At 47.3% G+C, this 23,337-nt stretch carries 19 protein-coding genes; 7 read left to right on the forward strand and 12 right to left on the reverse strand.

Translation table 11 applies throughout. The features are described from left to right. The first annotated feature begins 117 nt into the window (after positions 1-117). Both SPL68_RS02950 and SPL68_RS02955 read left to right on the forward strand, forming a co-directional pair. A complete protein-coding gene (locus SPL68_RS02950) occupies positions 118-1,620 on the forward strand; it encodes a SulP family inorganic anion transporter (RefSeq protein WP_323813573.1) in 1,503 nt (500 codons plus the stop codon). A gap of 86 nt (positions 1,621-1,706) precedes the next feature. Continuing rightward, positions 1,707-2,852: a helix-turn-helix domain-containing protein gene (locus tag SPL68_RS02955; protein ID WP_323813574.1), complete on the forward strand. Its 1,146-nt coding sequence runs from the start codon at positions 1,707-1,709 to the stop codon at positions 2,850-2,852. A gap of 37 nt (positions 2,853-2,889) precedes the next feature. Here SPL68_RS02955 and SPL68_RS02960 read toward each other — a convergent pair whose 3' ends face one another. After that, complete coding sequence (locus SPL68_RS02960; protein ID WP_323813575.1) at positions 2,890-3,909, reverse strand: family 16 glycosylhydrolase; 1,020 nt, start codon at positions 3,907-3,909, stop codon at positions 2,890-2,892. 78 nt (positions 3,910-3,987) lie between these two features. After that, on the reverse strand, positions 3,988-5,154 hold the full coding sequence (locus SPL68_RS02965; protein ID WP_323813576.1) for a family 16 glycosylhydrolase: 1,167 nt from the start codon (positions 5,152-5,154) through the stop codon (positions 3,988-3,990). A gap of 255 nt (positions 5,155-5,409) precedes the next feature. On the opposite strand from SPL68_RS02965, the gene lpxL reads away from it, so the two are divergent. Continuing rightward, complete coding sequence (lpxL, locus tag SPL68_RS02970) at positions 5,410-6,366, forward strand: LpxL/LpxP family Kdo(2)-lipid IV(A) lauroyl/palmitoleoyl acyltransferase (protein ID WP_323813577.1); 957 nt, start codon at positions 5,410-5,412, stop codon at positions 6,364-6,366. Positions 6,367-6,545: 179 nt separating this feature from the next. On the opposite strand, the gene SPL68_RS02975 is transcribed toward lpxL, so the two are convergent. Genes SPL68_RS02975 through SPL68_RS02990 form a run of 4 tightly spaced genes read right to left on the reverse strand, consistent with a single transcriptional unit; the run spans position 6,546 to position 11,249 of the window. Continuing rightward, the gene (locus tag SPL68_RS02975; protein WP_323813578.1) at positions 6,546-7,634 is read right to left on the reverse strand and encodes an SIR2 family protein; all 1,089 of its coding nucleotides are present in this window, start codon (positions 7,632-7,634) and stop codon (positions 6,546-6,548) included. Positions 7,635-7,642: 8 nt separating this feature from the next. Beyond that, complete coding sequence (locus tag SPL68_RS02980; protein WP_323813579.1) at positions 7,643-9,547, reverse strand: Piwi domain-containing protein; 1,905 nt, start codon at positions 9,545-9,547, stop codon at positions 7,643-7,645. Between the two features lie 32 nt (positions 9,548-9,579). Then, entirely contained in the window at positions 9,580-10,629 is a 1,050-nt protein-coding gene (locus SPL68_RS02985) for a nucleotidyl transferase AbiEii/AbiGii toxin family protein (RefSeq protein ID WP_323813580.1), read from the reverse strand. Continuing rightward, positions 10,626-11,249, reverse strand: coding sequence for a DUF6088 family protein (locus SPL68_RS02990; protein ID WP_323813581.1), 624 nt, complete (start codon positions 11,247-11,249; stop codon positions 10,626-10,628). The genes SPL68_RS02985 and SPL68_RS02990 overlap by 4 nt, the downstream gene beginning before the upstream one ends. A 233-nt stretch (positions 11,250-11,482) precedes the next feature. Between SPL68_RS02990 and SPL68_RS02995 the strand changes: the two genes are divergently transcribed. Continuing rightward, positions 11,483-12,646 (forward strand): PA0069 family radical SAM protein, encoded by a 1,164-nt coding sequence (locus SPL68_RS02995; protein ID WP_323813582.1) that lies wholly within the window; start codon positions 11,483-11,485, stop codon positions 12,644-12,646. 25 nt (positions 12,647-12,671) lie between these two features. Here the strand turns inward: SPL68_RS02995 and SPL68_RS03000 are convergent, their stop codons facing one another. Next, complete coding sequence (locus SPL68_RS03000; protein WP_323813583.1) at positions 12,672-14,057, reverse strand: glycoside hydrolase family 140 protein; 1,386 nt, start codon at positions 14,055-14,057, stop codon at positions 12,672-12,674. Between the two features lie 395 nt (positions 14,058-14,452). On the opposite strand from SPL68_RS03000, the gene SPL68_RS03005 reads away from it, so the two are divergent. After that, positions 14,453-15,412, forward strand: a complete 960-nt coding sequence (locus SPL68_RS03005; RefSeq protein ID WP_323813584.1) for a hypothetical protein — start codon at positions 14,453-14,455, stop codon at positions 15,410-15,412. A gap of 108 nt (positions 15,413-15,520) precedes the next feature. Here the strand turns inward: SPL68_RS03005 and SPL68_RS03010 are convergent, their stop codons facing one another. Further along, complete coding sequence (locus tag SPL68_RS03010; RefSeq protein WP_323813585.1) at positions 15,521-16,630, reverse strand: alpha/beta hydrolase; 1,110 nt, start codon at positions 16,628-16,630, stop codon at positions 15,521-15,523. Between the two features lie 32 nt (positions 16,631-16,662). Continuing rightward, positions 16,663-17,889 (reverse strand): MFS transporter, encoded by a 1,227-nt coding sequence (locus SPL68_RS03015; protein ID WP_323813586.1) that lies wholly within the window; start codon positions 17,887-17,889, stop codon positions 16,663-16,665. Positions 17,890-18,021: 132 nt separating this feature from the next. Between SPL68_RS03015 and SPL68_RS03020 the strand changes: the two genes are divergently transcribed. Further along, complete coding sequence (locus SPL68_RS03020; protein ID WP_323813587.1) at positions 18,022-18,909, forward strand: LysR family transcriptional regulator; 888 nt, start codon at positions 18,022-18,024, stop codon at positions 18,907-18,909. 4 nt (positions 18,910-18,913) lie between these two features. Here the strand turns inward: SPL68_RS03020 and SPL68_RS03025 are convergent, their stop codons facing one another. Continuing rightward, positions 18,914-19,930, reverse strand: coding sequence for a hypothetical protein (locus SPL68_RS03025; protein ID WP_323813588.1), 1,017 nt, complete (start codon positions 19,928-19,930; stop codon positions 18,914-18,916). Between the two features lie 408 nt (positions 19,931-20,338). Here SPL68_RS03025 and SPL68_RS03030 point away from each other — a divergent pair, with 408 nt between their 5' ends. Beyond that, positions 20,339-21,271, forward strand: a complete 933-nt coding sequence (locus SPL68_RS03030; RefSeq protein ID WP_323813589.1) for a LysR family transcriptional regulator — start codon at positions 20,339-20,341, stop codon at positions 21,269-21,271. A gap of 12 nt (positions 21,272-21,283) precedes the next feature. Here the strand turns inward: SPL68_RS03030 and SPL68_RS03035 are convergent, their stop codons facing one another. Then, the gene (locus SPL68_RS03035; RefSeq protein ID WP_323813590.1) at positions 21,284-21,799 is read right to left on the reverse strand and encodes a hypothetical protein; all 516 of its coding nucleotides are present in this window, start codon (positions 21,797-21,799) and stop codon (positions 21,284-21,286) included. Between the two features lie 121 nt (positions 21,800-21,920). Next, positions 21,921-23,330, reverse strand: a complete 1,410-nt coding sequence (gene mapR, locus SPL68_RS03040) for a GntR family transcriptional regulator MpaR (RefSeq protein ID WP_323813591.1) — start codon at positions 23,328-23,330, stop codon at positions 21,921-21,923. Positions 23,331-23,337: the final 7 nt, after the last annotated feature.

Below are 23,337 nucleotides of genomic sequence, written 5' to 3' on the forward strand. Positions count from 1 at the left end.
GGATACTTTGCTCATATACGGAAAAGCAAATATATGGAATTCCATATGTTTGAGCAAGTGAGCCGATAATACAGGCTATAATGGCGCCCATTTTTTTTGCAGTTGTGGATCTGACTTATGCTTACCTCACTAAACGGCCAATCGATTAAAGATCAGTGGTTTTCCAATATTCGCGGTGATGTCCTATCGGGGCTCGTGGTTGCACTGGCGTTAATCCCGGAAGCTATCGCTTTCTCGATTATCGCTGGGGTCGATCCCAAAATCGGTTTGTATGCATCATTTTCGATGGCAGTGGTGATCGCCTTTGCTGGTGGTCGCCCGGCGATGATCTCTGCGGCGACGGGAGCTATGTCGCTGTTGATGATCACGCTGGTAAAAGAACATGGTCTGCAATATTTGTTGGCCGCGACCCTATTAACCGGTGCAATTCAAATTGTGGCGGGCTATTTGCGCCTTGGTGATTTAATGGGGTTTGTCTCGCGCTCGGTGGTAACAGGTTTTGTAAACGCACTCGCAATATTAATTTTTATGGCGCAATTGCCGGAGCTTACCGATGTAACCTGGCATGTGTATGCCATGACCGCTGCGGGCTTGGGCATTATTTATTTGTTTCCCTATATTCCTAAAATCGGCCAATTAATTCCCTCGCCGCTAGTGTGCATTCTGGTGCTCACTGCAATTGCGCTTATTTTTAAAATCGATATTCGCACTGTGGGCGATATGGGTGAGCTGCCCGATACTTTGCCGATTTTTTTATGGCCGGATGTACCGCTCAACCTTGAAACTCTGCTGATTATTTTGCCCTACTCAATTCCGCTTGCTGCTGTGGGTTTGTTGGAATCGATGATGACGGCGACTATCGTCGATGAAATGACCGATACCACCAGCGATAAAAATCGCGAGTGCAAAGGTCAGGGTGTGGCCAATCTCGCAACCGGTTTGCTCGGCGGTATGGCAGGCTGTGCGATGATCGGGCAATCAGTGATTAACGTAAAATCCGGCGGCCGCACGCGCTTATCTACATTTTTAGCGGGCGGGTTTTTATTAATCATGGTGGTATTTTTAAGCGATTGGATTTCAGTCATCCCTATGGCCGCATTAGTAGCGGTTATGATTATGGTGTCCATCGGCACCTTTAGTTGGGCATCAATTATTAACCTTAAAAAAAATCCGCTCTCATCCAATTTGGTTATGTTGACGACTGTGGGTGTGGTAGTTGCCACGCACAATCTCGCCTACGGGGTATTTATTGGCGTGCTTATGGCGGCGATGTTTTTTGCCAACAAAATTGGCCACTACATGGCGGTTACTTCGGAGTTGGACGAGCAAAATAATTCGCGCACTTATCAAGTTTATGGCGAAGTGTTTTTTCGCTCGGCCGATAAATTCGTCAACAGTTTTGATATGAAAGAAAAACTGCAATCAGTAGTAATCGATTTAACCCACGCGCACTTTTGGGATATCACCTCGGTCGCAGCTTTGGACAAAGTGGTGCTGAAATTCCGCAAGGAAGGTGTAGACGTGAGTGTGATCGGCATGAACGAAGCGACCAAAACTATCGTCGATGATTTTGGGGTACACCATAAACCTGAAGAAGTTACTCAGGTGATGGGGCATTAAGTATCATTTATAGGTGTAATTACTCGCGCGTAATTACACCTGTTAGACTTGAGCTGATTCAATCATAATTAAAAAATTTTCGGTTTATGAAAACACCCATCTTTAATATCCACGACTTGATTCTGGTGCTTACTATAGCAGTCTGCGTGCTGCTGGTGATTTTCCAGTGGCTGCTCTCTAAACAAAAAGCGATTGCCTCGCAGTTGTTAGCGGGATTTTTTGTTTGTGTTGGTGCAAGTGCACTGTGCAATTTGTGGCTGTGGAATGATTACATCGGTTTACACAGTGATGCGGCAAAGATGTTGCTGTCGCTCGGCTTGGTTACCAGCATCGTCGGCAAAAGTGTCTGTTTGTATTTATATGTGGTGTCGATTACGCGCGCTAATTATTCGCTGAGGAAAAAAGACTCGCTGCATTTGTTTAATTTTATTTTAGTGGTGGGATGGGTTTTATGGCATGGTTTGGATAGTGACAAATTGCGCTTTCAAGACACGGTTCATACCGAACAATCCATCCAACTCGCTAATTATTTATGGCACTACCTGAAAGTTCTACCGGTGGTGTATGCCTTTGCGGCGGCTTTTGAAATTTATCGCTACAAACAACAACTCAAAGAATTTTATTCCAGCTTAAGTTTGCAGGGGCCTTATTGGTTGTTATTGCTTACGCTGGGGTTTGCGTTTAATTGGCTGTGGTCGCTGATCGTACATTTATTGGGGCAAACAGTTGGTATTAATCTGGCGGATAGTTTTGGCATTCTCGATAACTACATAACATTTTTATTGGTCAATGCACTCTTTGTGTACAGCCTGCTGTACGCGCATCAATTGCTGGAAACCAAAGATAAACCGAAAGAAAAAGAAGCCGCTACACCAGTAGAAATATCACCCGATGCTGTTGCACGTATTCGCAACATCATGGAAGAGCAGCAGTTATATTTAAAACAAAATTTGAATATTGAGGAGTTTGCGCGGCAGGTTGGTATTCACTACCGCGAAGTATCGAGCATTATCAACAAAGAATTTAATACCAACTTTTTTGAGTTTGTGAATGAGTATCGTGTTAATCGAGCCAAGCAAATGCTGCTTGACCCTCAATATGCACAGATGACTATTCTGGATATTTTGCTGGAATCCGGATTTAACAGTAAATCCTCATTTCACCGCTTTTTTAAACGCTACGCGGGCATGTCGGCGGCGGAGTTTAGAAAACAGAATTTGAATCCCCCCTAACTCCCCCCTTTGAAAAAGGGGGTTAGGGGGATTGCTATTATTTATTGCGATGCAAAATTACTAATCCGCCCAAAAATATAATACTCAACCAATGCAGTGCACCACCGCCTCCACCTGATCCACCCGATGCTTTTGAAGCAGCGGTTGATGAAACCGCAGTGGATGAAACAGCCGCAGCGCTTGAGCTTGCTTCCACACTTGCTGCAACAGAGCTGATCGATGAACTGGAAACAGCAGCTGAACTTGCAACAGACGAGCTAATCGCAGCACTGCTTGAACTGCCGGATTCATCTGCGGGTGGTGTACCGCTATAGCCAGTTGCATTTTCTTTGGTGAGTGCGAGTACCAAAATGCCATTTTTTACCACTACGTTTTCCGGCGCAAAATCGACGCGATTGGTATCAAATGTCCAACTGGCTTTGCCCCAGCGCGAGCTATCGAAATTATCAAAATCTTCGCGCCAGCCGCCTTCAAAGGTTTTGGTTGTAGTGTTGTAGGTTTTGTATTCAATGTAATTAATAAATTGATATACCGGCAAAACACTGTCATCCCACTCGCCCACCCAAGGCACAGATTCCGATGACCAAATATTAAAGCGCAGTGTCTGCGGGCTGGTCAGACTGGCGACTGTGCTGGTTGCAGTAATGCGGCGTTTTTCAACACCATCGACAAACCAGGCGACGTATTCCGGCGTCCATTCCAGCACATAGGTGTGATAACCCTCGGCGAGCGATGCGCTTTCAGTGTGTGTCTCTTCGGTGTGAGTCGGACCAGTGCCGTAAATGATATTGCTCTGCCATTGGGTGGCGTTATTTTTGCCGAAGATTTCAATATCTATCTCTTCCCAAAAAGTACCCGCGACCTGTGAGCCGTCTTTATAAGTGAAGAAAGTCGATAAAACTCCGCTCGCGTTTGCCGCCTGCATACGCATCTCGTAGCGGCCATAAAGATAAGCCTGATTGGAAAAAACCTCTGCGCCTTTGTAAGGTTTGGCGTGGGAGAGTTGTGCCAGTAATGCGGCACTAATCGCTAACAACAGGTACAACAAACGGCACATAACAATTACCTCATCAATCAAATAAAACAGGATAAAAAATGGAGCCGGTAGTCAATCGGCTCCAAACAAGAACTGCAATTAATTAATTTTAGTGAGCTTTAACCAATCGATATTAAAGCCACCGCTGTTGGCGTAGATCGCCAAATTCTGCGCGCCAGCAGGCAAATAAATATCGTGATAAATCACCCAGTAAGTGCCCCAATCGCCAGTATTGGGAACGTTGATGGTGCCAAGGCCTACACCATTTTTATCCAGCGTAAATTGCGCCGTAGTCAGTGCTGAGGCGACTTTGTACTCCACGCGATAAGTACCGGCTTGCGGGATGTTCACATTGTTATATTTGAACCACTCACCTGCATCTATATAACCCACAACTCCGTTGGCGACAGTGACACCGCCGCCGACTTCATTAAAGGTTTCGGCTTCGATAAATACACTCGGTGCAGGTGTGGAGCCGCTATCCACCGGTGGAGTACCGCTGTAACCGTTTTGACCTTCTTTAGTGAGCGCGAGTACGAGCGTGCCGTTTTTCACCGTCACATTGTTGGGGTCAAAATCGGCGAGGTTGTCGCCAAAAGTCCAGTTGGCTTTGCTCCATCGAGCGGTATCGAAGCTGTTGAAGTCATCGCGCCAACCGGTGCCAAAACTGTTGGTCGCGGCGACCCAGGGTTTGTACTCGATGTAATTGACAAACTGGTACACCGGCAGGATCGCATCGCTCCAAGGGCCTACCCATTCGGCGATATTGGCTGCCCAAAGATTAAAGCGCAGGTCCTGCGGATTGGTCAGACTGGTGACAAACTGGCCACCGGTAATCCGGCGCACTTCAGCGCCATCGACAAACCAGGCGATGTAATTGGGCGTCCACTCCAGCACATAGGTGTGATAACCATCGCCCAATGAATAGGGCATGGTGTGTACACCCTCGGTACGGCTAAGGTTGGGATTAGTCCCAATAATGACATTGCTCTGCCACTGGGTCGCGTTGTTCTTGCCGAAGATTTCGATATCGATTTCTTCCCAAAATGTACCTGCCTGCTCCGAACCGTTTTTGTAAGTGAAGAAAGTAGACAGCACTCCACTGCCCTTGGCGACCTGCATACGCATTTCATAGCGGCCGTATTTGTAGGTTTGGCTGGAGACGATTTCGGCCGCTTTGTAGGGCTTGGCCATGGCGGGAGTGGTAACACAGATCAGACTGGCGAGCGCAAAGAGCGCACCGGTAATGCGATTGAATCTAAACATAGCGAGTACCTTTTATCTTTATTAGACAGCGCTTGGGTTAGTAGTGATGTGGCAACAACCGGATATCAACCAGTGATTATCACAGGCCTATCCTGCGCGGATGGCTATGTCCTGTCGCACCAGTTTAGGCAGAAAACCTAAAATGGTGCCTCGCAAACCTAAATCGGGATATAGCAAAGCTAAATTGGTGGCAGGCAAGTTGCTATAATCCCGCCACTCCCATCATTTCCATACTCTGTAGAAAGAGGACTTCCATTGGATAACTCCCTCCGCCCCACATTCCACCGCCGCTTTTTACTGCCGCGCTTCTGGCCAACCTGGTTGGTTTTGGGTTTTTTCTGGTTGATCGCGCAATTGCCGGTGGCACTTAACCAAGCCATAGGGCGCGGCATTGGCCAGTTATTCGATTGGTTTGCCGGTTCGCGCAAGCGCTATGCAGAGGTCAATATCAGCCTCTGCTTCCCCGAGTTGGATGCTGCTGCACAGGCGAAAATGGTGCGTGGAGTCATGCGGTCATGCGGCTTGAGCATAGCCGAAACGGCGATGGCGCTCTGGGGGCAGGACAACAAAATGCGCGGCCGCTACACAGTTACCGGAATGGAGCATTTAGAGCGTGCTCAAGCCGAAGGCAAGGGCGTTTTGCTGTGCGGTAGCCACTTGACCACGATTGATATCAGCGGCCGCATGATGGCCTATCACGTAGAGGCCGATGTGCTCTATCGCCCCAACGCCAACCCGCTGATGGATTACGCAATTATGAAAGCGCGCAGCCGCGTGAATGATGGCGCTATTCATCGCAAAGATACCCGCCAGCTGATCCGCAACCTGCGTAAAGGGCATATCGTTTGGTACGCAGCGGATCAGGACTACAGCCACAACCAAAACGTATTTGTTCCCTTTTTTGGTGTAAAAGCGGCCACCATAGTTGCCACCTCGCGCATCGCCAAACTCTCGGGTTGTGATGTGATTCCCTTCTTCTGCTTCCGCGAACCTCACGGTCACTATCGGATCGAAATCCAACCCCCGCTGGACAACTTCCCCACCGATGACGACGAAGCAGACGCAACGCGCATCAACCAGATTCTGGAAGCCGCCATCCGCCAAGCCCCCGACCAATATCTCTGGGTACACCGCCGTTTCAAAACCCGTCCACCGGGCGAGCCGAGTGTGTATCCACCCAAGAAAAAGCGGAGCAAAAAGCCGCAACTTTGATGTAGTAATAAATGGAGTGAGCTGGTTTTAATGGCCAGCTTGCTGACCATTACTGATCAGCAAAGTGGGAAGGATTTTGTTGAGATTTTTTAAATTTATTGAATAAAGGTTTGGGTCATCATTTTGTGAGTGCTAGTAAACTTATCTTGTAAGCACACCCCGCTCAAAATATTCATATTTCAAAAAGGAGAATCATCTCCTGGTTCAGAGTTTTTCTCAAAGTACTCAAGATTAGCCTGATCTTTAAAAAAATCTTTTGCCAAAACATCAGAAATAACAATTTTATTTGTACTTATTTTTAAAAGAGTGGCTATTCGATCTTTTTCCAATTGCATTTTCCCCGCAGCCTCCTCAGTATTTGCACAAAAAGTCGGGAAAACTGTCAGCAATTTCACATACTCATTGCGCTTTATTGACTGGCTAATAAGCCTATTCACATAATCATCACTGAAGCTATACCCAACAGTTACGATAAACCTCAGTGGCTCTTGCAAAGAGTATTTTCTAAATTCATGAACATAAAATAAATATGGGTCAATTGAGCTTAATTTTGCCGTAGTGCCAAAAATAAGCTCAGGATTATCCTGAGGCGAGTCACACTTCCGGAGTACATGCTCTTGCGTATCATCCCGAACCCAATCAATAGACCCATGAAGTTTATAAAGATATATTTGTGGCTCAGTTAGAGGGGAGCCATCGAATTTTGATGCCTCCCAAGTTTTGACGTCATTAAACCCCAGCTCCAGAGGAACATTTATTTTTGCTAATGCTTTTTCAACACAAAGATCGTAGTTGAGTGTAAATACGCGTATTGGGGCACCAATTTCATGAGCCAATGAGGAAAGACCAAAAAAATAATCTGATTTGTCGTAATCTCTTATATTTATCCATTTGAACAACTGCTTTCTTATTAATTCATCAAGCTCCGTAGCTTTTTCAAAATCTTCACCTGCGACTTTTTGAAGATGAACATTCCAACTACCAATAAATGGATAAAGTTTGTTTTTATCCTTCAACTTAATCTCTGATAGAACATTCAGAAGCTCTTCCACATTGACGTCACGATCTCTGAAATTTCCTTCAAGTCCTCGCTGGTAAATTATTGAACTTTTCAAATAATTATATAAATCCTCAAACTTTAAAAAATCTTTATCATTTTTTATTTTCCTCTCAATGTCCTCGGTCATTGCCTTCGCATGCATAATTCCTGCATCGACGCTAGCCCCGGCACCAAGTAGAAAAATTATTGAATTTTCCCTGATTGCCATACATCCTCCTACAAAAACCAAGGGGCTGAAGATTCAGCTTTAACTATTTGTAAGTCTTTAACCTCATTCAAATGAGAGAAATCCTTCATAAAATCGGCAATTAACTTAGAATATAAAATAGAGATTGGCCTTGCTTTTGAATTAAATCCGCGCCAATTTGCACCTGCCAGATTAAAAATATCTTGAATATACTTGTCTTTATCGTCGTGATTTTTTGGCTGTTCAATGAAATCAATTAATAAAGGTTCCGATATTCTTTTATGCAACACTTCTTTGCCATGCTCAAGTCCTTCTGGCCACACCAAATACATACTTGAGGACAACTTTATCACTGATCCCTCATAGGGAACTCTAGTATTATGATCGCTAAAGCCTAGAAACTTATGCATGGTATTTATTCTTATTACAACTACGTCAATCTCTCTTTCAGCACCTAATGACGCTAGGGTTTCTTTAATTGCATCAATTTCATCTCTTTTGATTTTAAAAGGAATATGAAGTACAAATGTTTTATAACTTGAGCTAGCCTCTGAAAAAAATATTTCCCTTAGATTTTTCTTAAATTCGTTCAAGTAATCAGATATATCATTCGATGAGGATAAAGGCTTAACAAACTTGAAATCACCACTCGAATCCAGACAAACAGTGTACGCAAACCATTTTACTATTCTTCCATCGACCTTCGCATGAGCGCTCCCCAACCCCATAATCAAGCAGTCGCTTTTTGCTGGCTTTACCAACCAAGGCGCACCACCAAGCTTTCCGAAAATTTGAAGGGCTATATTTGAAATAGACCACTTCAACAAATCTTTTTTATAAAAAGTATCTTCAGTTACGAATTGGCAATATATTTCGCTTTTCAGTGATAAAAACTTCAAAAAACCATAGGCATCGTAAGAATCAGGTTTTCCTTTATATCCTTTCGGCAAAATAACAATTAGTATGGTTTTTTGTCCTATGTTTCTTTTCTTATACGCATCTAGAAAATCGGAAAACTCTTCTAATTGACTTGCTTCAAAGGAATGTATTGGATAGTGATCAACTATGTCTTTATTAATTTCCAAGCCAAACATTGCTTGCAAGCCAGAAAATTGACCAGGGAACAATTTTCCGATGAGCCCCAAATAAACATCTCTACCCAAAGATCTGGTTCTTTCTGAAAACAGAAAAAGATAGCCTACCTTTTCATATATCCGTCTGTATGGGCCGTGGTTTTTAATTCCCATGAACTGGGATTGACTTATTTGACCACCACCTACCATATACATTTTTTTATCTAATTCTTTCGCTGTTAATTTATGAAATTCACTTTCAATTTCAAATCCATTTTCAGAGCAAAATCGCATAAAAAAATCGTTAACAAATTTATGAATTATGGATTCTTTATCTCTATACATGAACACATTGGGCTTGCCATTTGAATCAAGGGACAAGCTATCAATTTGAACATTTCGATCAAATCTGGAGTCCTGATTTAGATTAAATTGATGCTGAAATAAAAAACCAATTTTTTTTGATGTTGGAAGGAAATATGGATGTACAATGACTTCTACGCTACCAGTTTTTTTATTTTCAATGGTAAATATAAATTCTTTATACTTTGAATTTTCAGGAATTTTATAATTATAAATCGAATCAGCCTCTTTTAGAAAATTCCTCACTTTTCTATAAAGGTATTCTTCTGACAATGTTCCATTAAGGCTATACCTGCATTCCATTTCTTCACAATTCTGTGCGGGCTCAAACGAAACATCATAGAGAGCCCATGCTTCACAATCCTCAGATACTGGCAACTTGGTACGATAGAAACCTTCTTCTTTCTGAGTTGATCCATTTTCAACAGCCTTCCTATAGATTAAAAATTTATAGGACTGCTCGACTACCGGGAGAAAATTTAATTTTATACTTTCCACAAATAGCATCCTTTAGAATTTTCGTTTTAGAACTATGAAATTATTGATCTATTAATAGTGTTTTGTGCATTTTCTAATCTAGCAATAATCGAATTGAAATCGCTTTGAGGATAAAAAAACATTCCTCCATCCGCAGCCTCTTTGTGATCTTCTGCAATTGCAGCAAGGCGATCTTCAGCTGGAACCAAAACTAATTTCCCCTCCGCGATTTGTCCATAATCAACACCGGCAACTGCCCACCGGTTAGATTTCATTTCGATAACATCCTGCATTGCCTGCCTACTTTGAATAGGATCAGCAAAATTCTGCTGCAACAAGCAATCAACGTCGTACCAGTGACGCGACAATCGGGTTGGATTGGGTTCGGCAGTTTGCGTGCAGAATTGATGTAGCGCTGTTAGCTTTTCCCAGAGAATGTAGGCTGGATCATAAGCTTGAACTTTTGCAGTTGGTAAGTTCAATGCCGCAAACTCAGAAACTTCACTGAGGTATGTATCCACTTGTTTGGTAATTGTGGGGCGGCCACGATTTCTTCCGCCGAATTCGAGCAGGATGTAATCCAATTGGTAATTGTTTATATCCTTCGCAAGTCGTGGGTAACGAATGTTAATTTTCTCGCCCTTGGAGTCCAGATCTAATTCTGCGACCAATCCCTCTATGCCATAGGTGGCAAATCGATTATTTAAGCGGTTAACGAAAAATTCCGACCATTGCGCTAATAATTTACTTTGTTTATCGCGAAATTTTTTCTGCTGGCTTGGTGTGCTATTGGATTTCTCCCATGCTTGTGCCTCATCTTCGGCTTCTGCCAGATCCGCCCAATGAATGGATAGATCAATATCTTCAGAGAAGCGCTGAATTGCATTCCAGCATTTGCTCAACGCCGTCCCACCTTTGAATGCGGTGCTGTAATTTCCTAATAAACCTTCATCAAACAGCAAACGTAAGACTTCAGTTACCCAAATGTCCTTCTCTAAAAAATTACTGGCAAGTCCATATTGGTGACGTTGTGCACCCAGCGTGAAAATTTCGCCCAGCTCATTGTGTTTAGCGGAGTCCTTATAAAAATCAAAAATATTCACTGAGATAGAGTCCGTTCAAAAGATTCCAGCTTCGTTTGCCACGGTTTTGGCAATGGCGATTCAAGTAGTTTATGAATAACTGATCTTGCATTTGAGCCAGTCAATGACAAACGCTTAAACGCAGTTGTTAAGGCATTCATTTCCACTGCGTCTGCCGGTGTCACTGAAAGCCCGCGTAACAAAGTACCTTCTGGTTTTCCCTCCCAACGCAACTGAGTGGGAGAGCGATGCTTTACTTCAACAATTTGATTGCCAATCTTAAATTCTCGAGAGGGGCCATCGCTCCAGTAAACAGATTTCATTGGCGCTTGCGTTTGAAAGCCCAATCGATAGGCAGACTCCAGCCCTTGGCTGACCAGCTTGTAACCATGTTTTTTAGCCCAGGCACGGGCAACCTCATTAGCGCTGGCAGTAGTTTTGATACTCGGCAGGCTCGGTAAAGGTTTGGGGCGGGCATAGAAGCCTTTGGATACGCGTGCAACAACTCCCTCTTTAACCAAGCGGCTAAAGGCTTTTTGTACGGACGTCTCGCTACCCAGCTCATAAAAACTGTCGATGGGAAAAGGTGTGCCGCGCTGCATACGATTTAGCCGGGCTAGTACCTTTTGGGCGACTGACATGGTGATAATCCTGACATTGATTTTGTATAGTGAATTCATTTTAATTCAGTATTTTCAATACTTACAAGTATATTTGTGTCAGGATAATCTAATCTACATCGAGGTATTTCGATTAGTTTGTAAGCTGGCCGAGACATTTACATCGTATTGAACAGCTATTGCCAAGCTAACTCAACAAGCCCAAAATACTGTTTTTATATACAGTTGTTTTTGAAGACATGGGGGCGTGGTTAATGGTTGATGATGAATATCTTGAAAACCCCGATCCCTGGATCGCCGCCAAACCTGAGGCGATAAAAGGGCGTGGTGCGGTCAGCAATATCGCCGGCCGCTATGAGACCCAGTTGATCGAAGTGGTCGATGATGGTTGGCTGCCGTTTCGCGATGACACCGACATCAACCCTGCGCTCAAGACCCATTCTCTTAAATCAACAGTCACTCCCGAGTTAGCCAAGAGCATTCTCACCCGCAACGAATCGCCCGATCTGCCGTTTAGCGTCACGCTCAACTCTTATCGCGGCTGCGAGCACGGCTGCATTTACTGCTTTGCGCGCCCGACTCACGCTTATCTTGGGCTGTCGCCGGGGCTGGATTTTGAAACCCGCCTCTACGCCAAAACCAATGCGCCGGAACTGCTGCGGCGCGAGCTTGCCCATCCGCATTACCAAGTGAGTCCGATTGCGTTTGGCATGAATACCGATGCCTACCAGCCCTGCGAACGCGAGTTAAAAATCACCCGTCGCTGTTTGGAAGTGCTGCACGAATGCAATCACCCATTGGGCATGATCACCAAGTCAGCATTGATCGAGCGGGATATAGATGTGCTGCAGGATATGACCGCCAAAAATCTGGTCACGGTCGCGATCACCATCACCACGCTCGATCACAACATCTCCCGTACCTTGGAACCGCGCGCCGCATCGCCCAGCCGCCGTTTGCAGACCATAGAAAAACTCACTCGCGCGGGCATTCCGGTGCTGGTGAGCGTAGCGCCAGTGATTCCGTTTGTGACCGAACAGGAGTTGGAAAAGGTGATGCAAGCTGCCGCCAATGCCGGTGCAGTCGCCGCTGGCTACACGGTGTTGCGCCTACCTTGGGAAGTAAATCCGCTGTTCCAGCAATGGTTGCAAACCCACTTCCCCGAGCGAGCCGAGCGGGTGATGAATCGCATCCGCGATATGCGCGGCGGCAAAGATTACGATTCCAACTTCGCCACCCGTATGCGCGGCGAAGGCCTCTGGGCCGACATGATCCGCCAGCGCTTCGCCAAAGCACTCAAACGCTATGGGCTGGATAAAAGCGGCCGTTTCGCGCAACTGGATTGCAGCCAATTCCGCAAACCCCTGAGCATCCCCGCCGCTAAAAAAACCGATGGGCAGTTGGATATTTTTGGCTGAGTCCGAACCGTCTGCTCCAGAAATCCTAGTGTCGCTCAAGCACTAACACCCAATCGTTACCGCGCTCCGCATCGGCGGGTGGATCGAATTGAGTAGTACCTGTGGTGTGGGGGATGGCAGAAAGCGGAATTCGGGTCGCATCGCGCGGGTTGAACCAGTAGCCCGCTGTTGGCACCGTTGGTAAGTCGAGCGAGAAACGGATCCCGAAAGGGGTATAGACCACGACCAGCTCTCCACTGGCAGTGGCCGCAACGCGGATGGCATCGGCACCTTGCTGTGGCCCATCTATCAGTTGGGATTGAGCCGGGCGCAGCATGGTCCAGGGCAGATTGGTAAACAATGTTTTCATATAGCCCATTTGGTAGGCGCCGGGATAATACAGCGCCTCCTGCCAAGGGGTGCGGGCATCGAGTATGCCGTTCATGCCTGGCTCCCACATTTGCCAGATGCTGTGATGGCCGTAGCTATGGCCAAGTGCCCCTGCCAATACCGACCAATAAGCGGCGCGGCGAACCTCAAATGCGCCAAACCAACCATTCTCGGGTTTAAAGCCGATGGGAATATCCTCATAGAGCGGCTCGGAATCCAAGGCAGGCTTGATGGGTGTGCGGCTGGCGTCTCTGAGCGTGTCGCTAAAGTTGGTGTAATCGCGCTCGCCATGTCCGCTTTGATGCATATTGAAGGCGAGCCATGATTCCCCGTGGAAAAAGTTTGCGGATGATTGGCGCCCCTGCGGGTGATAGCTGATGAGGTGGCGGCCGCCATCGCCCTCCTGCAGCCCTTTAGCCATCGCATTGATGATGGCAAAGTCCTGCGGCTCTTCAGGTATGCGATCGCCGCCCAGCACCCAAACGATGGCTGCATTGGCATAACGATCACCCAAAAATTTGCCAAAGGCATAGGCATTGTCTGCATCAAAAATTTCAGGCCCTGCACCCCATTTGCGATTAAATTTGTCGCCCCAGGTGGGCAGCAAAGCAACGACAAATCCCAATTCATTAGCGCGTTTGATCACGCGATCCACATGCTGAAAATAAGCCTCATTGGGTTGTGTCGGGTCGAGGTTATGAAGCGGCAAATCGCCGTTGCGATTGGGAACACGCAAGCCATCCTGCTCGGCAAGAATCACAGTTTGCACAACGTTGAAACCCTGACTCTGCCGGGTCATCAAGTAGTGGTCGGTTTGTTCGTAATCGAGTCGATGCAACATTTCCCACGCGGTATCCGCCAACCAGAAAAAGGGTTCCTGACGTGAGGACTGCAAGTGGCGTTGATCAGCACTGACTTGCAATTGTGGTGCAGAGCCGACGCGGTTCAATGTGGAATCCTCTGAAGAACCGGTTCCGGTGGCCGCGCAGCCAAAAAAACAAAACAAGGGAATGCATAGAATCGCTATGGGTGATCTCATCATTAATCGCTCTTATTTTTTTATTTACCGTTAGGAAAGCCTGCATTGTGTTAGCAGCTATTCCTCAAAATCCCGTTGCCAGAAACCTCGCCAGTCAGGCAGCCCCTAGGTTGGGCTTTCATCCCCAAGACTGCAAAAAATAAAACAAATTTTTACGCAGCTCTCTTTGAAGGCATTTAATAGAAAGCCGATTCCTGTTGTGGGAATCGGATTTCTCATATTGAGCTTAATTGCAGTAATTCGTTGTAATGTGGGTGGCGTGAAATGTTGCTATGATCTTTAATTATCTTTTTGAGATAAAGGAAAATTATCTTTGGAGTAGAAAGCAGATTTTAATGTGATTAATTAGAAAATTATGCGTTTCATATTTTTAATAAAATGTTAACTCAGGAGAGCAAATGAGTATCATCAAAAATGCTATAGATTCAATTCAAGTTGGGGTTGAAGATTTTGAAAGCGACGATGATAGGCGGAGTGTATCTGCGGTAAGAAATATTGGCGCTGGTATTTTATTGCTTTATAAAGAAAAACTCTGCCAGTTGTCTCCAGATGGAAATAAAGAATTGCTTATAAAGCAAAATATTCGTCCGGTAAAAAATCAAAATGGGGACATTGTTTTTGAGGGAAAAGGACATAAAACGGTTGATGTTCAAACGATAAAGGAAAGGTTTAGCAGTTTGAATGTTTCAGTAGATTGGAGCCGATTCGATGAAATTAATAAATTGAGAAATGACCTAGAACATTATTTCACATCTGAGTCGCCTGATACTGTGCGAGAAGTAGTTGCCAAGTCTTTCCTATTAATCAGAGATTTTTTATTGGAGCATTTAGATCTAAATCCTCAAGAAGCTCTTGGTAACGATTGTTGGGCGACTTTGCTTAATGTAAGCGAAGTGTATTCGACAGAAGAACGAGAATGTAAAGCGACTATTGATGCCGTGAATTGGATATATTCTTCAGTTGAGGAATCGCTAAAACACCTTCGATGTAATCAGTGTCGCTCATCCCTAATACAAGCTGTATCTCCAGAAAATACCTATCCTTTCATTGATCTACACTGTAAATCATGTGGGAACGATTTTAGTTTTTATGACGTTCTTGAGCAATGTATTGAGGATTCATTGGCTTGGCAGGCTGCTAGAAATGTAAAGGACGGTGGTGATCCTATTTATGGTTCATGCCGTGGGTGTGGAAAAAGTACATTCATTATCGAAGAAGGTTGCTGTGTGGCATGTGAATATGAAATGGAATATACAAACTGTGAAATGTGTGATGCGCCTTTAGGTATTGACGATCAATACAATGAGGGTAAGTGTGGTTATTGCCAATATAGATGGGAAAAGCTCATGGAAGAATGATGGAAAGTAGGTTGGGCAGTCATGCCCAACAATATTATGTTTCTCCCAAACTGTTGGGCATTGCTGCCCAACCTACAAATAAAAATCGAAAAATAATCACGCCAATTTTTAAACCGCCGCTTTCAAATTCTCACCAAAAAATTTCTCCAACTTATCAAACGGAATTACGTCCATTTGATCGTAAAGATCGACGTGGTTTGCGCCTTTGATGATCATCAATTCCTTCGGTTCGGCAGCAGCTTTGTACGCGGTTTCACTGAAGTAGCGCGAGTGGGCTTTTTCGCCGTGGATTAACAACAGCGGGCGCGGTGATATTTCGTCGATGTAACTCAGCAGCGGCATGTTCATAAATGATAGCGGTGTGGTGAGCGTCCAGGCGCTGTTGGAGTTGATCGCGCGCGGATGAAAGCCTCGCTCTGTGGATTTGTAGTAACCCGCGTATTCCTGCACAAATTGCGGCTCGCCGCCTTTTAATTCGAGCGATACCGGGCCGAGTGCGGGTGTGCCTGCTTCTGCATCCTTCCAGCGCTGTTGCCCGAGTTGTGTGAGTGCGTCGCTGCGCTGTGCTTTGGTAGTGCTGTCGTTGTAGCCCTTGGACATCACGCGCGACATGTCGTACATGGTGCTGGCGACTACGGCTTTGATGCGTTTATCGATTGCCGCCGCGTTGAGTGCCATACCACCCCAGCCGCAAATTCCAATAATGCCGATACGCTCGCGTTCAACATTGGGCAACAGGCCGAGGAAATCCACTGCCGCGCTAAAGTCTTCAGTGTTGATATCGGGCGATGCCACATTGCGCGGTTCGCCGCCGCTTTCGCCGGTGTAGGAGGGGTCAAATGCGAGGGCGATAAACCCGCGCTCCGCCATCGTCTGCGCATACAAACCGGATGATTGTTCTTTGATTGCACCAAACGGGCCGCTGATAGCCAATGCCGCCAACTTGCCGCTGGCATTTTTCGGCGTGTACAAATCCGCCGCGAGGGTGATGCCGTAGCGGTTACTGAAAGTCACTTTTTGGTGATTTACCTTGTCGCTCTTGGCAAAGGTTTTGTCCCAGCTATCGCCGAGTTTTAAGGTGGTTTCTGCCGACGCGGGAGCCGCTATTGCAGATGCCACGCAAACAGCCGCAATGCCAGTACCGGTCATTTTGAGCAGCTGACGACGCGCTGCGTCGTGGTTATCGGTGGTTGTTTGATCGAGTGGGTAATCGCTCATGGGAATGCTCCTGTTGTGGATAGATCACATCGTTAATGAGTTAGGGAAGAGGGTTCTACGCGTGCGGTGGCGTAGATGAGTACCGTCGCAATCAGCAATAAGCCGGTGCTGGCGCTAAAGGTGCTTTGGTAGCCCTGCCAGTCAAATAACAAGCCGCCCAAGGTTGAGCCAAAGGCGATAGATAACTGGATGACGGCGACCATCAATCCGCCGCCAGCTTCGGCGTTGTCAGGCAGGGTGCGTGCGAGCCATGCCCACCAAGCCACGGGCGCGGCGGTGCTGATAAATCCCCATCCGCCTAACAGTGCGATCACTGCCGCAGGCCAATGACCAAACACAATCAGCGTGAGGGCGATGGCTGCCATCAGCAGGGGAATGATGATTAAGGTGAGATAGAGATTTCGTTTGATGGCGCTGCTGATCATCAGTGTGCCGACAAACCCGGCGCCGCCGATCACCAATAACACCAGCGTGATCTGGGCGACATCCATGTGCGTGATGGTTTCCAGAAAAGGGCGCAGATAGGTAAAGAGCGCAAATTGCCCCATAAAAAACACGCCCAGGCCTAACATGCCGAGGGTAACGACTCGTTTGCGCAGTAGATTAAACAGGCTGCGCGACGCAGGGTTGGAGGTAGTTGCGGGCATGGATGGCAGGCTGATCGATTGCCAGATAAAGGCGACGAGTGCGATTGGCACCAAACAAAAAAACGCGCCGCGCCAGCCGACGACCGCGCCCAGCCAAGCGCCCAAAGGTGCGGCGATCACGGTGGCCAGCGCATTACCGCTGTTGAAGATCGTCAGCGCGCGCGGCACATCTTCACTGGGCACAAGGCGCATGGCGGTCGCCGCTGACATCGACCAGAAACCGCCTACAACCACGCCGATCAGGGCGCGCCCGATCATGTACACCGCGTAGGTAGGCGCCAAGGCGATCACCGCGCCAGACACACCCATCAATGCGGTCATACCGAGCAATAGCGTTTTGCGATCCAGATTGCCTGCCAGACGGGTGATCAACAGACTGGTAAGAACGGCAAATGCCCCTGAGATAGCAATACCCTGCCCGACCATCCCCTCGCTCACCTGCAAATCCGCCGCGAGCGGGGTGAGCAAACTCACCGGCATAAACTCCGAGGCGATTAGCGCAAATACACACAGGCTCATCGCAAACACACCGCTCCAATTCGCAGGCTGGGTTTCGGCTGGGTCGAAGTTGCTGTCGATGGTGGTGTTGAGGCTATTGTCGAGTGAACTCATAAGCAGGGAATTTCAGATAGCTGGAACAGATTTCCATAGTGACCCAGACTTGATAATTTGATTAGCCGATATAATGTTGATGCAGTTGTGAAAAAAATTCACAAATACGAGGGCTAGGCAGTGGCAGGCAAGGTGGACGATTTACAGGCGTTTCTGGCGGTGGCGCAGGAGCAGAGTTTTACCAAGGCGGCAGCCAAACTGCGGGTCACGCCCTCCGCACTGAGCCACACCATTCGCGGCTTGGAGGAACGGTTGGGGATTCGTCTGCTGGCACGCACCACGCGCAATGTGTCGCCCACCGAGGCAGGGCAGCGGTTGATGCAGTCAATCGCGCCGCTGTTTGAGCAGATTCAGGAAGAGGTGGAAGCGCTGGGTGAACTGCGCGATAAACCCAAAGGCAATATTCGCATCACCTGCACCGATGACCAAATCGAACTCTGCCTGCGCCCCAAACTCAGCGCGTTTTTGCAGGAGTTTCCCGATATCACCCTCGAACTCTATGTGGATTACGGTTTTACCAATGTGGTGGAAGCACGTTTTGATGCTGGCATCCGCTTGGGCGAAGCCATCAGTAAAGACATGATCGCAGTGCGGATCGGGCCGGATTGGCGTTTGATTGTGGTGGGGTCACCAAGCTATCTCGCGCGCCATGCCCAACCGGAAACACCGCAGCAGCTGGCGGAGCATCGCTGCGTCAATATTCGCCATCGCCCGAACGGCTCCATTTACGCGTGGGAGTTTGAAAAAGACGGGCGCGCATTCACCATAAAAGTCGATGGCCAACTGGTATTCAACAGCATCATGCATGTGTTGAACGCGGCGGTGGAAGGTTTGGGTTTGGCTTATGTTCCAGAGGAATTGGCCGCGCCCTATCTGGCCGACGGCCGCTTGGTCTCGCTACTCACCGATTGGAGCCCCTACTTTCAGGGCTATCATCTCTACTACCCCAATCGCCGCAATACATCGCCCGCGTTTGCGGCGTTTGTTGATGCGTTTAGGTACACACCTGAATCGCATTAGGCCATCAATCCACCAACAACTCTGAATCCAATTTTTCCTCTGGTGCAACTGTACTGGCGATGGGGGTGAGCAATAGCACCAAGGCCATAGCGATAATGGGGACATGGCCGAGTAATTCTTCTGGCCCTAATACAAATCCGGTCAAGGTGAAAATACTGACAATCAGCAGCGATGAAATACGCGGTGCGATGTTGGTCACCAGCAACAAACCAAAACACAATTCTGCCAAGCCTGCGCCAAATACAAAGTGAGCGTTGGTAAAACTGTGCCAGCCAAAATAATTGAGAAAATTAAAAATTGGATAGTCGTGCAAAAAAGCCAAGCCAAATCCCGGGTGCAAAAGTTTGTCGTGAAAGGTGAGGATAATTAACTGAATGCCCAACCCCAATTGCACAATCGCGGTGGAAAAGGCATATCGCTGCCAGCGATAGTTTTTTCCAAAAAATCCCAGTTGCACTTCACCTTGCGCATAAGCAGGGCTGGTAAAAAATAATGCGATACTCAGCGCGATTAATTCCGGCGCATAGTCAATTGCGTTGGCGATAGGAAAAAAGACAAACAGTGATAGCGCAAAAATAAATAAGGCGATTGCAAACCAACTGACATTCACAATCAACAATAAAATTAACAGCGCTTGGGTAATTGCATATTTAACAGCGCTGCCGTCTGCTACAAAATTGGGTGCGATAAAATGGCCTTGCACCAAATTAGCCAACAACAAAATACCCAGTGAAAACTTCAGCAGTGTATTGATGTGTTGTGTGGGATTTTTCATCCAATAACGGCTGATGGGCGCATTTAAAAATCCATGAGTACGCGCACTGTATTTTGCCTGTCGCTGCATGATTCCGGCAGCGGCTAAAAATAAAAACGCCCCAAGTAAGATAAATGCAAAAAGACTATCAAAGACATAGCGCGCGCTGGTAAAAGCGTGATGCTCTTCAACAAACCACTTAACGTGGGCATGGCAGAGCGAGGGAAAAATAGCGAGGATAAGCAATAAAATGCGTTGATATTGCATCACTGGCTCCTGGTGATTGGTTATTTAATGACAGGGAGCAGATACTAGGCGCTGGTGCAAAATTTGATGAGTAAAATTATCGGGACATTAAGTTGCAGCTTTGGTGTGATTGCTTTGCTGTCAATTAGCGAGCAGCTGTGATACATAAGCGCGGAAAAAACAGGGGGAGAAAAAATAGACTGGCAATCACACGCAGTAAAAAATACGATATACAGATAAATGCAAAATGAAAACAAAAAACGGAATTCAATCACCCAGCCGTCCGATGGAACCCGGCCACCACTAAGACCAATGCACCATCTACAGGGTAATTCCTTATCCTGAATTTGCCTCAGCAAGCAGAGCCTTCTACAGAACTCAGTAGAGCAGTACTTTTATTTTCTGCGTCAACGTTTTGTTGAGGGCACTATGGTATCCAATGTTAATTTAAACGACATTTATATTTTTCACGCGGTGTCTGAATTGAACAGCATCACTGCGGCGAGCAAACAATTAAACAGCAGCAAACAAACCATCAGCCGCAAATTAGCGCAGCTGGAAGCCGCCTTGGGCGTGACGCTGATAACGCGCAATAGCCGCCATTTTCAATTGACCAGCGCCGGACAAAGCTATTTTCAAAATTGCCGCCAGATTATCCAGCAAATTGAACAGGCCAATGCGCAGGTGCAAGAGCATCAAACGGTGATGGAAGGCCATATCAAAATCAGCCTGCCACACGACTGTAACAGCCGCGCGCTGTGTAATTATTTTATGGAGTTTATGGAGCTGCATCCGGCGATCAAATTGGATATCAGCCTCTGTGATCACAACAGTTTTGCACTGGGCGATGGTTTTGATTTGGCGATTCGCTTGGGCGAGCTGGAAGATTCATCGCTGGTGGCGCGCAGGTTAGGTGAGATTAATTACGGTTTGGTGGCCAGCCCTTGCTATCTGAAAAAAATCAGCCCGCCGCAGAATGCGAATGACTTGGCGCGCCACACTTACATTATGGTCAGTAAAAGTTCGGCAAATAGCGGGCGCGATTGGCCGCTGCAACAGTGCCGACAATTGGTGGTAAATGAATTTATGCTCGCCAAACAATTTGCTGGTCAGGGTTTTGGTTTGGTGCATTTGCCGCTGTTTATGTGTAGCGATGAATTGCAATCAGGCGAGCTGGCGACGCTACCGCTCGCAGAATGTATGGAGACGAAATCGCTCAGTCTGGTGTTTCAAAAAGATAAATACATGCCCGGCTATGTGCGCCGGTTTATCGATTATCTGGTAGAGACTTGTCGCGACCGCGAGCTGTGGCTGGTCGATCACGACGAGTATCTTTATCAGCAACCCAATCCCAAACGTTGAATTTTTCGTGTATTAATCCAAGCGCTCCTCGACAATTTTTTTCGGTTCGGGGTTAGGGAATTTGTTGCGATCAGCGGCGGTGGCTTTGTCGTAACACTCGCCGACAATATTCATCGCACCGCGACGCGCTTGGCTTTCCAATTGATGATAGCCATTAGTGCAGTAGCCGGTGTCTTCCAGCTTGGCGAGCAGGCCTTCTTCAGTAGTGTGTTTCAGGCCCTCCATCATTTCATCGCCGCCTTCACCGCGATCGGGGCGCGGGCCTTTACCGCGACCACCATCCGGTGGCGGACCGCCGGGGCCTCCGTCCATTCCGCCACCACCCATGCCTTTACCGCCACGCGGTGGGCGTTTTCCTCCGCTGCGTTCAGGCATTTCCATCATCAGGGTGTAACTGAATTGTTTGGTGTCGTCGGCCAAAATCAGTGTGGAAAAGCTATCGGTAATTTTTGGCGGCTTGGGTTCATTGCTCGCACAGGCAAACAAACCAAGACTAATGGGGATCAATAACAAGCGGGACATACGCACAGAAAAACTCCATCAAAAAATAAACGATGCGAGTATGACTTATAGCGATGAAAGAGATTCCCTGCGCGCGTGCGATTGCACAATCTTTGAATAATTGCCGCGCTCTGTGTGAGGGAGAAAATCAAAAATTGCTAATTAATTTCCCCAGCGTTGCCATTGCCTGATCCATTTCTGTGCTCCACGGATAGCCATAGTTCAAGCGAATGCAATTGCGGAACCGGCGCGTGGCGGAAAAGATTGGGCCGGGGGCGATGCTGATGCCTTGCGCGAGCGCCATTGAAAATAATTGCAAGCTATCCACCTGCTCGGGCAGTTCCACCCATAAAAAATAGCCGCCGTTGGGGCGGGTGACGCGCGTGTCTTTGGGGAAATATTGGGCGATGGCATTGAGCATAATTTGCTGCTGGTGTTCGAGCGTCTCGCGCAATTTTCGTAGATGACGATCGTAACCGCCCTGCTGTAAATAATCGGCCAGTGCCGCCTGCGCGGGAATGGACGGCGAAATAGTGGTCATCAATTTCAAGCGATGAATTTGTTCGGCGTAGCGACCGGCAGAAACCCAACCTACGCGATAACCCGGCGCAAGATTTTTGGAAAAAGATCCGCAGTGCATAACCAAACCCGCGCGATCAAAATGTTTGATCGGTTTGGGTGGATGAATTCCAAAATACAATTCGGAATAGACATCATCTTCAATCAGCGGCACTTGGTGTTGATGCAATAAGTCGCAGAGCTGTTGTTTCTTTTCATTGCTCAAAGACGCGCCGAGTGGATTGTGAAAACTGCTCATCAACCAGCAGGCTTTAATCGGCAAACGCTGCAAACTTTCTGCCAGCGTTTGCAAGTGAATGCCATCGCGCGGGTGCACCGGAATTTCCACCGCTTTTAATTGCAGTCGCTCTAAAATTTGTAGCGCGGCATAAAACGTCGGTGTTTCTATCGCCACTAAATCGCCCGGTTTGGTCACGACTTGTAAACATAAATTCAAGGCTTCCAGTGCGCCATTGGTGATGACCAATTCGTCCGGCGAGCGCATAACGCCGGTGATGCTGTAGCGCAGCGCGATTTGTCGGCGCAGTTGCGGATTGCCGCTGGTGATGTCAGTCAGAATCGATTTGGCAGGCATCTGCTGCACGCTTTTACTCATGGAGCGCGCGAGGCGTGCGAGCGGAAATAAATCGGGGCTGGGAAAGGCAGAGCCGAGCGGAATGGTGTCCGGGTCTTTGATCGAACCTAAAACAGAAAAAACTAATTCGCTCACATCGACCGGCGTTGTTTCTGAAACACGCGGGCTCATTTCCGGTTCGGCCAGTGCGTTTTTTGCCTGCGCGCAAACAAAATAACCAGAGCGCGGCCGCGCTTGAATCAGGCCGCGGCGTTCCAGCAAATAATAGGCTTCAAACACTGTGGCCGCGCTGACATTGTGGGTGCGGCTGGCGGTGCGCACCGAAGGCACTTTTTCATTGGCTGCGAGTACGCCGCTGCGAATTAATTCGGCGATTTCGTCGGCTAGCTTTTCATATAGCTTCATAGAGTTT

Source organism: Cellvibrio chitinivorans (assembly GCF_035117775.1).
In the GTDB taxonomy this organism is placed as follows: Bacteria; Pseudomonadota; Gammaproteobacteria; order Pseudomonadales; family Cellvibrionaceae; genus Cellvibrio; species Cellvibrio chitinivorans.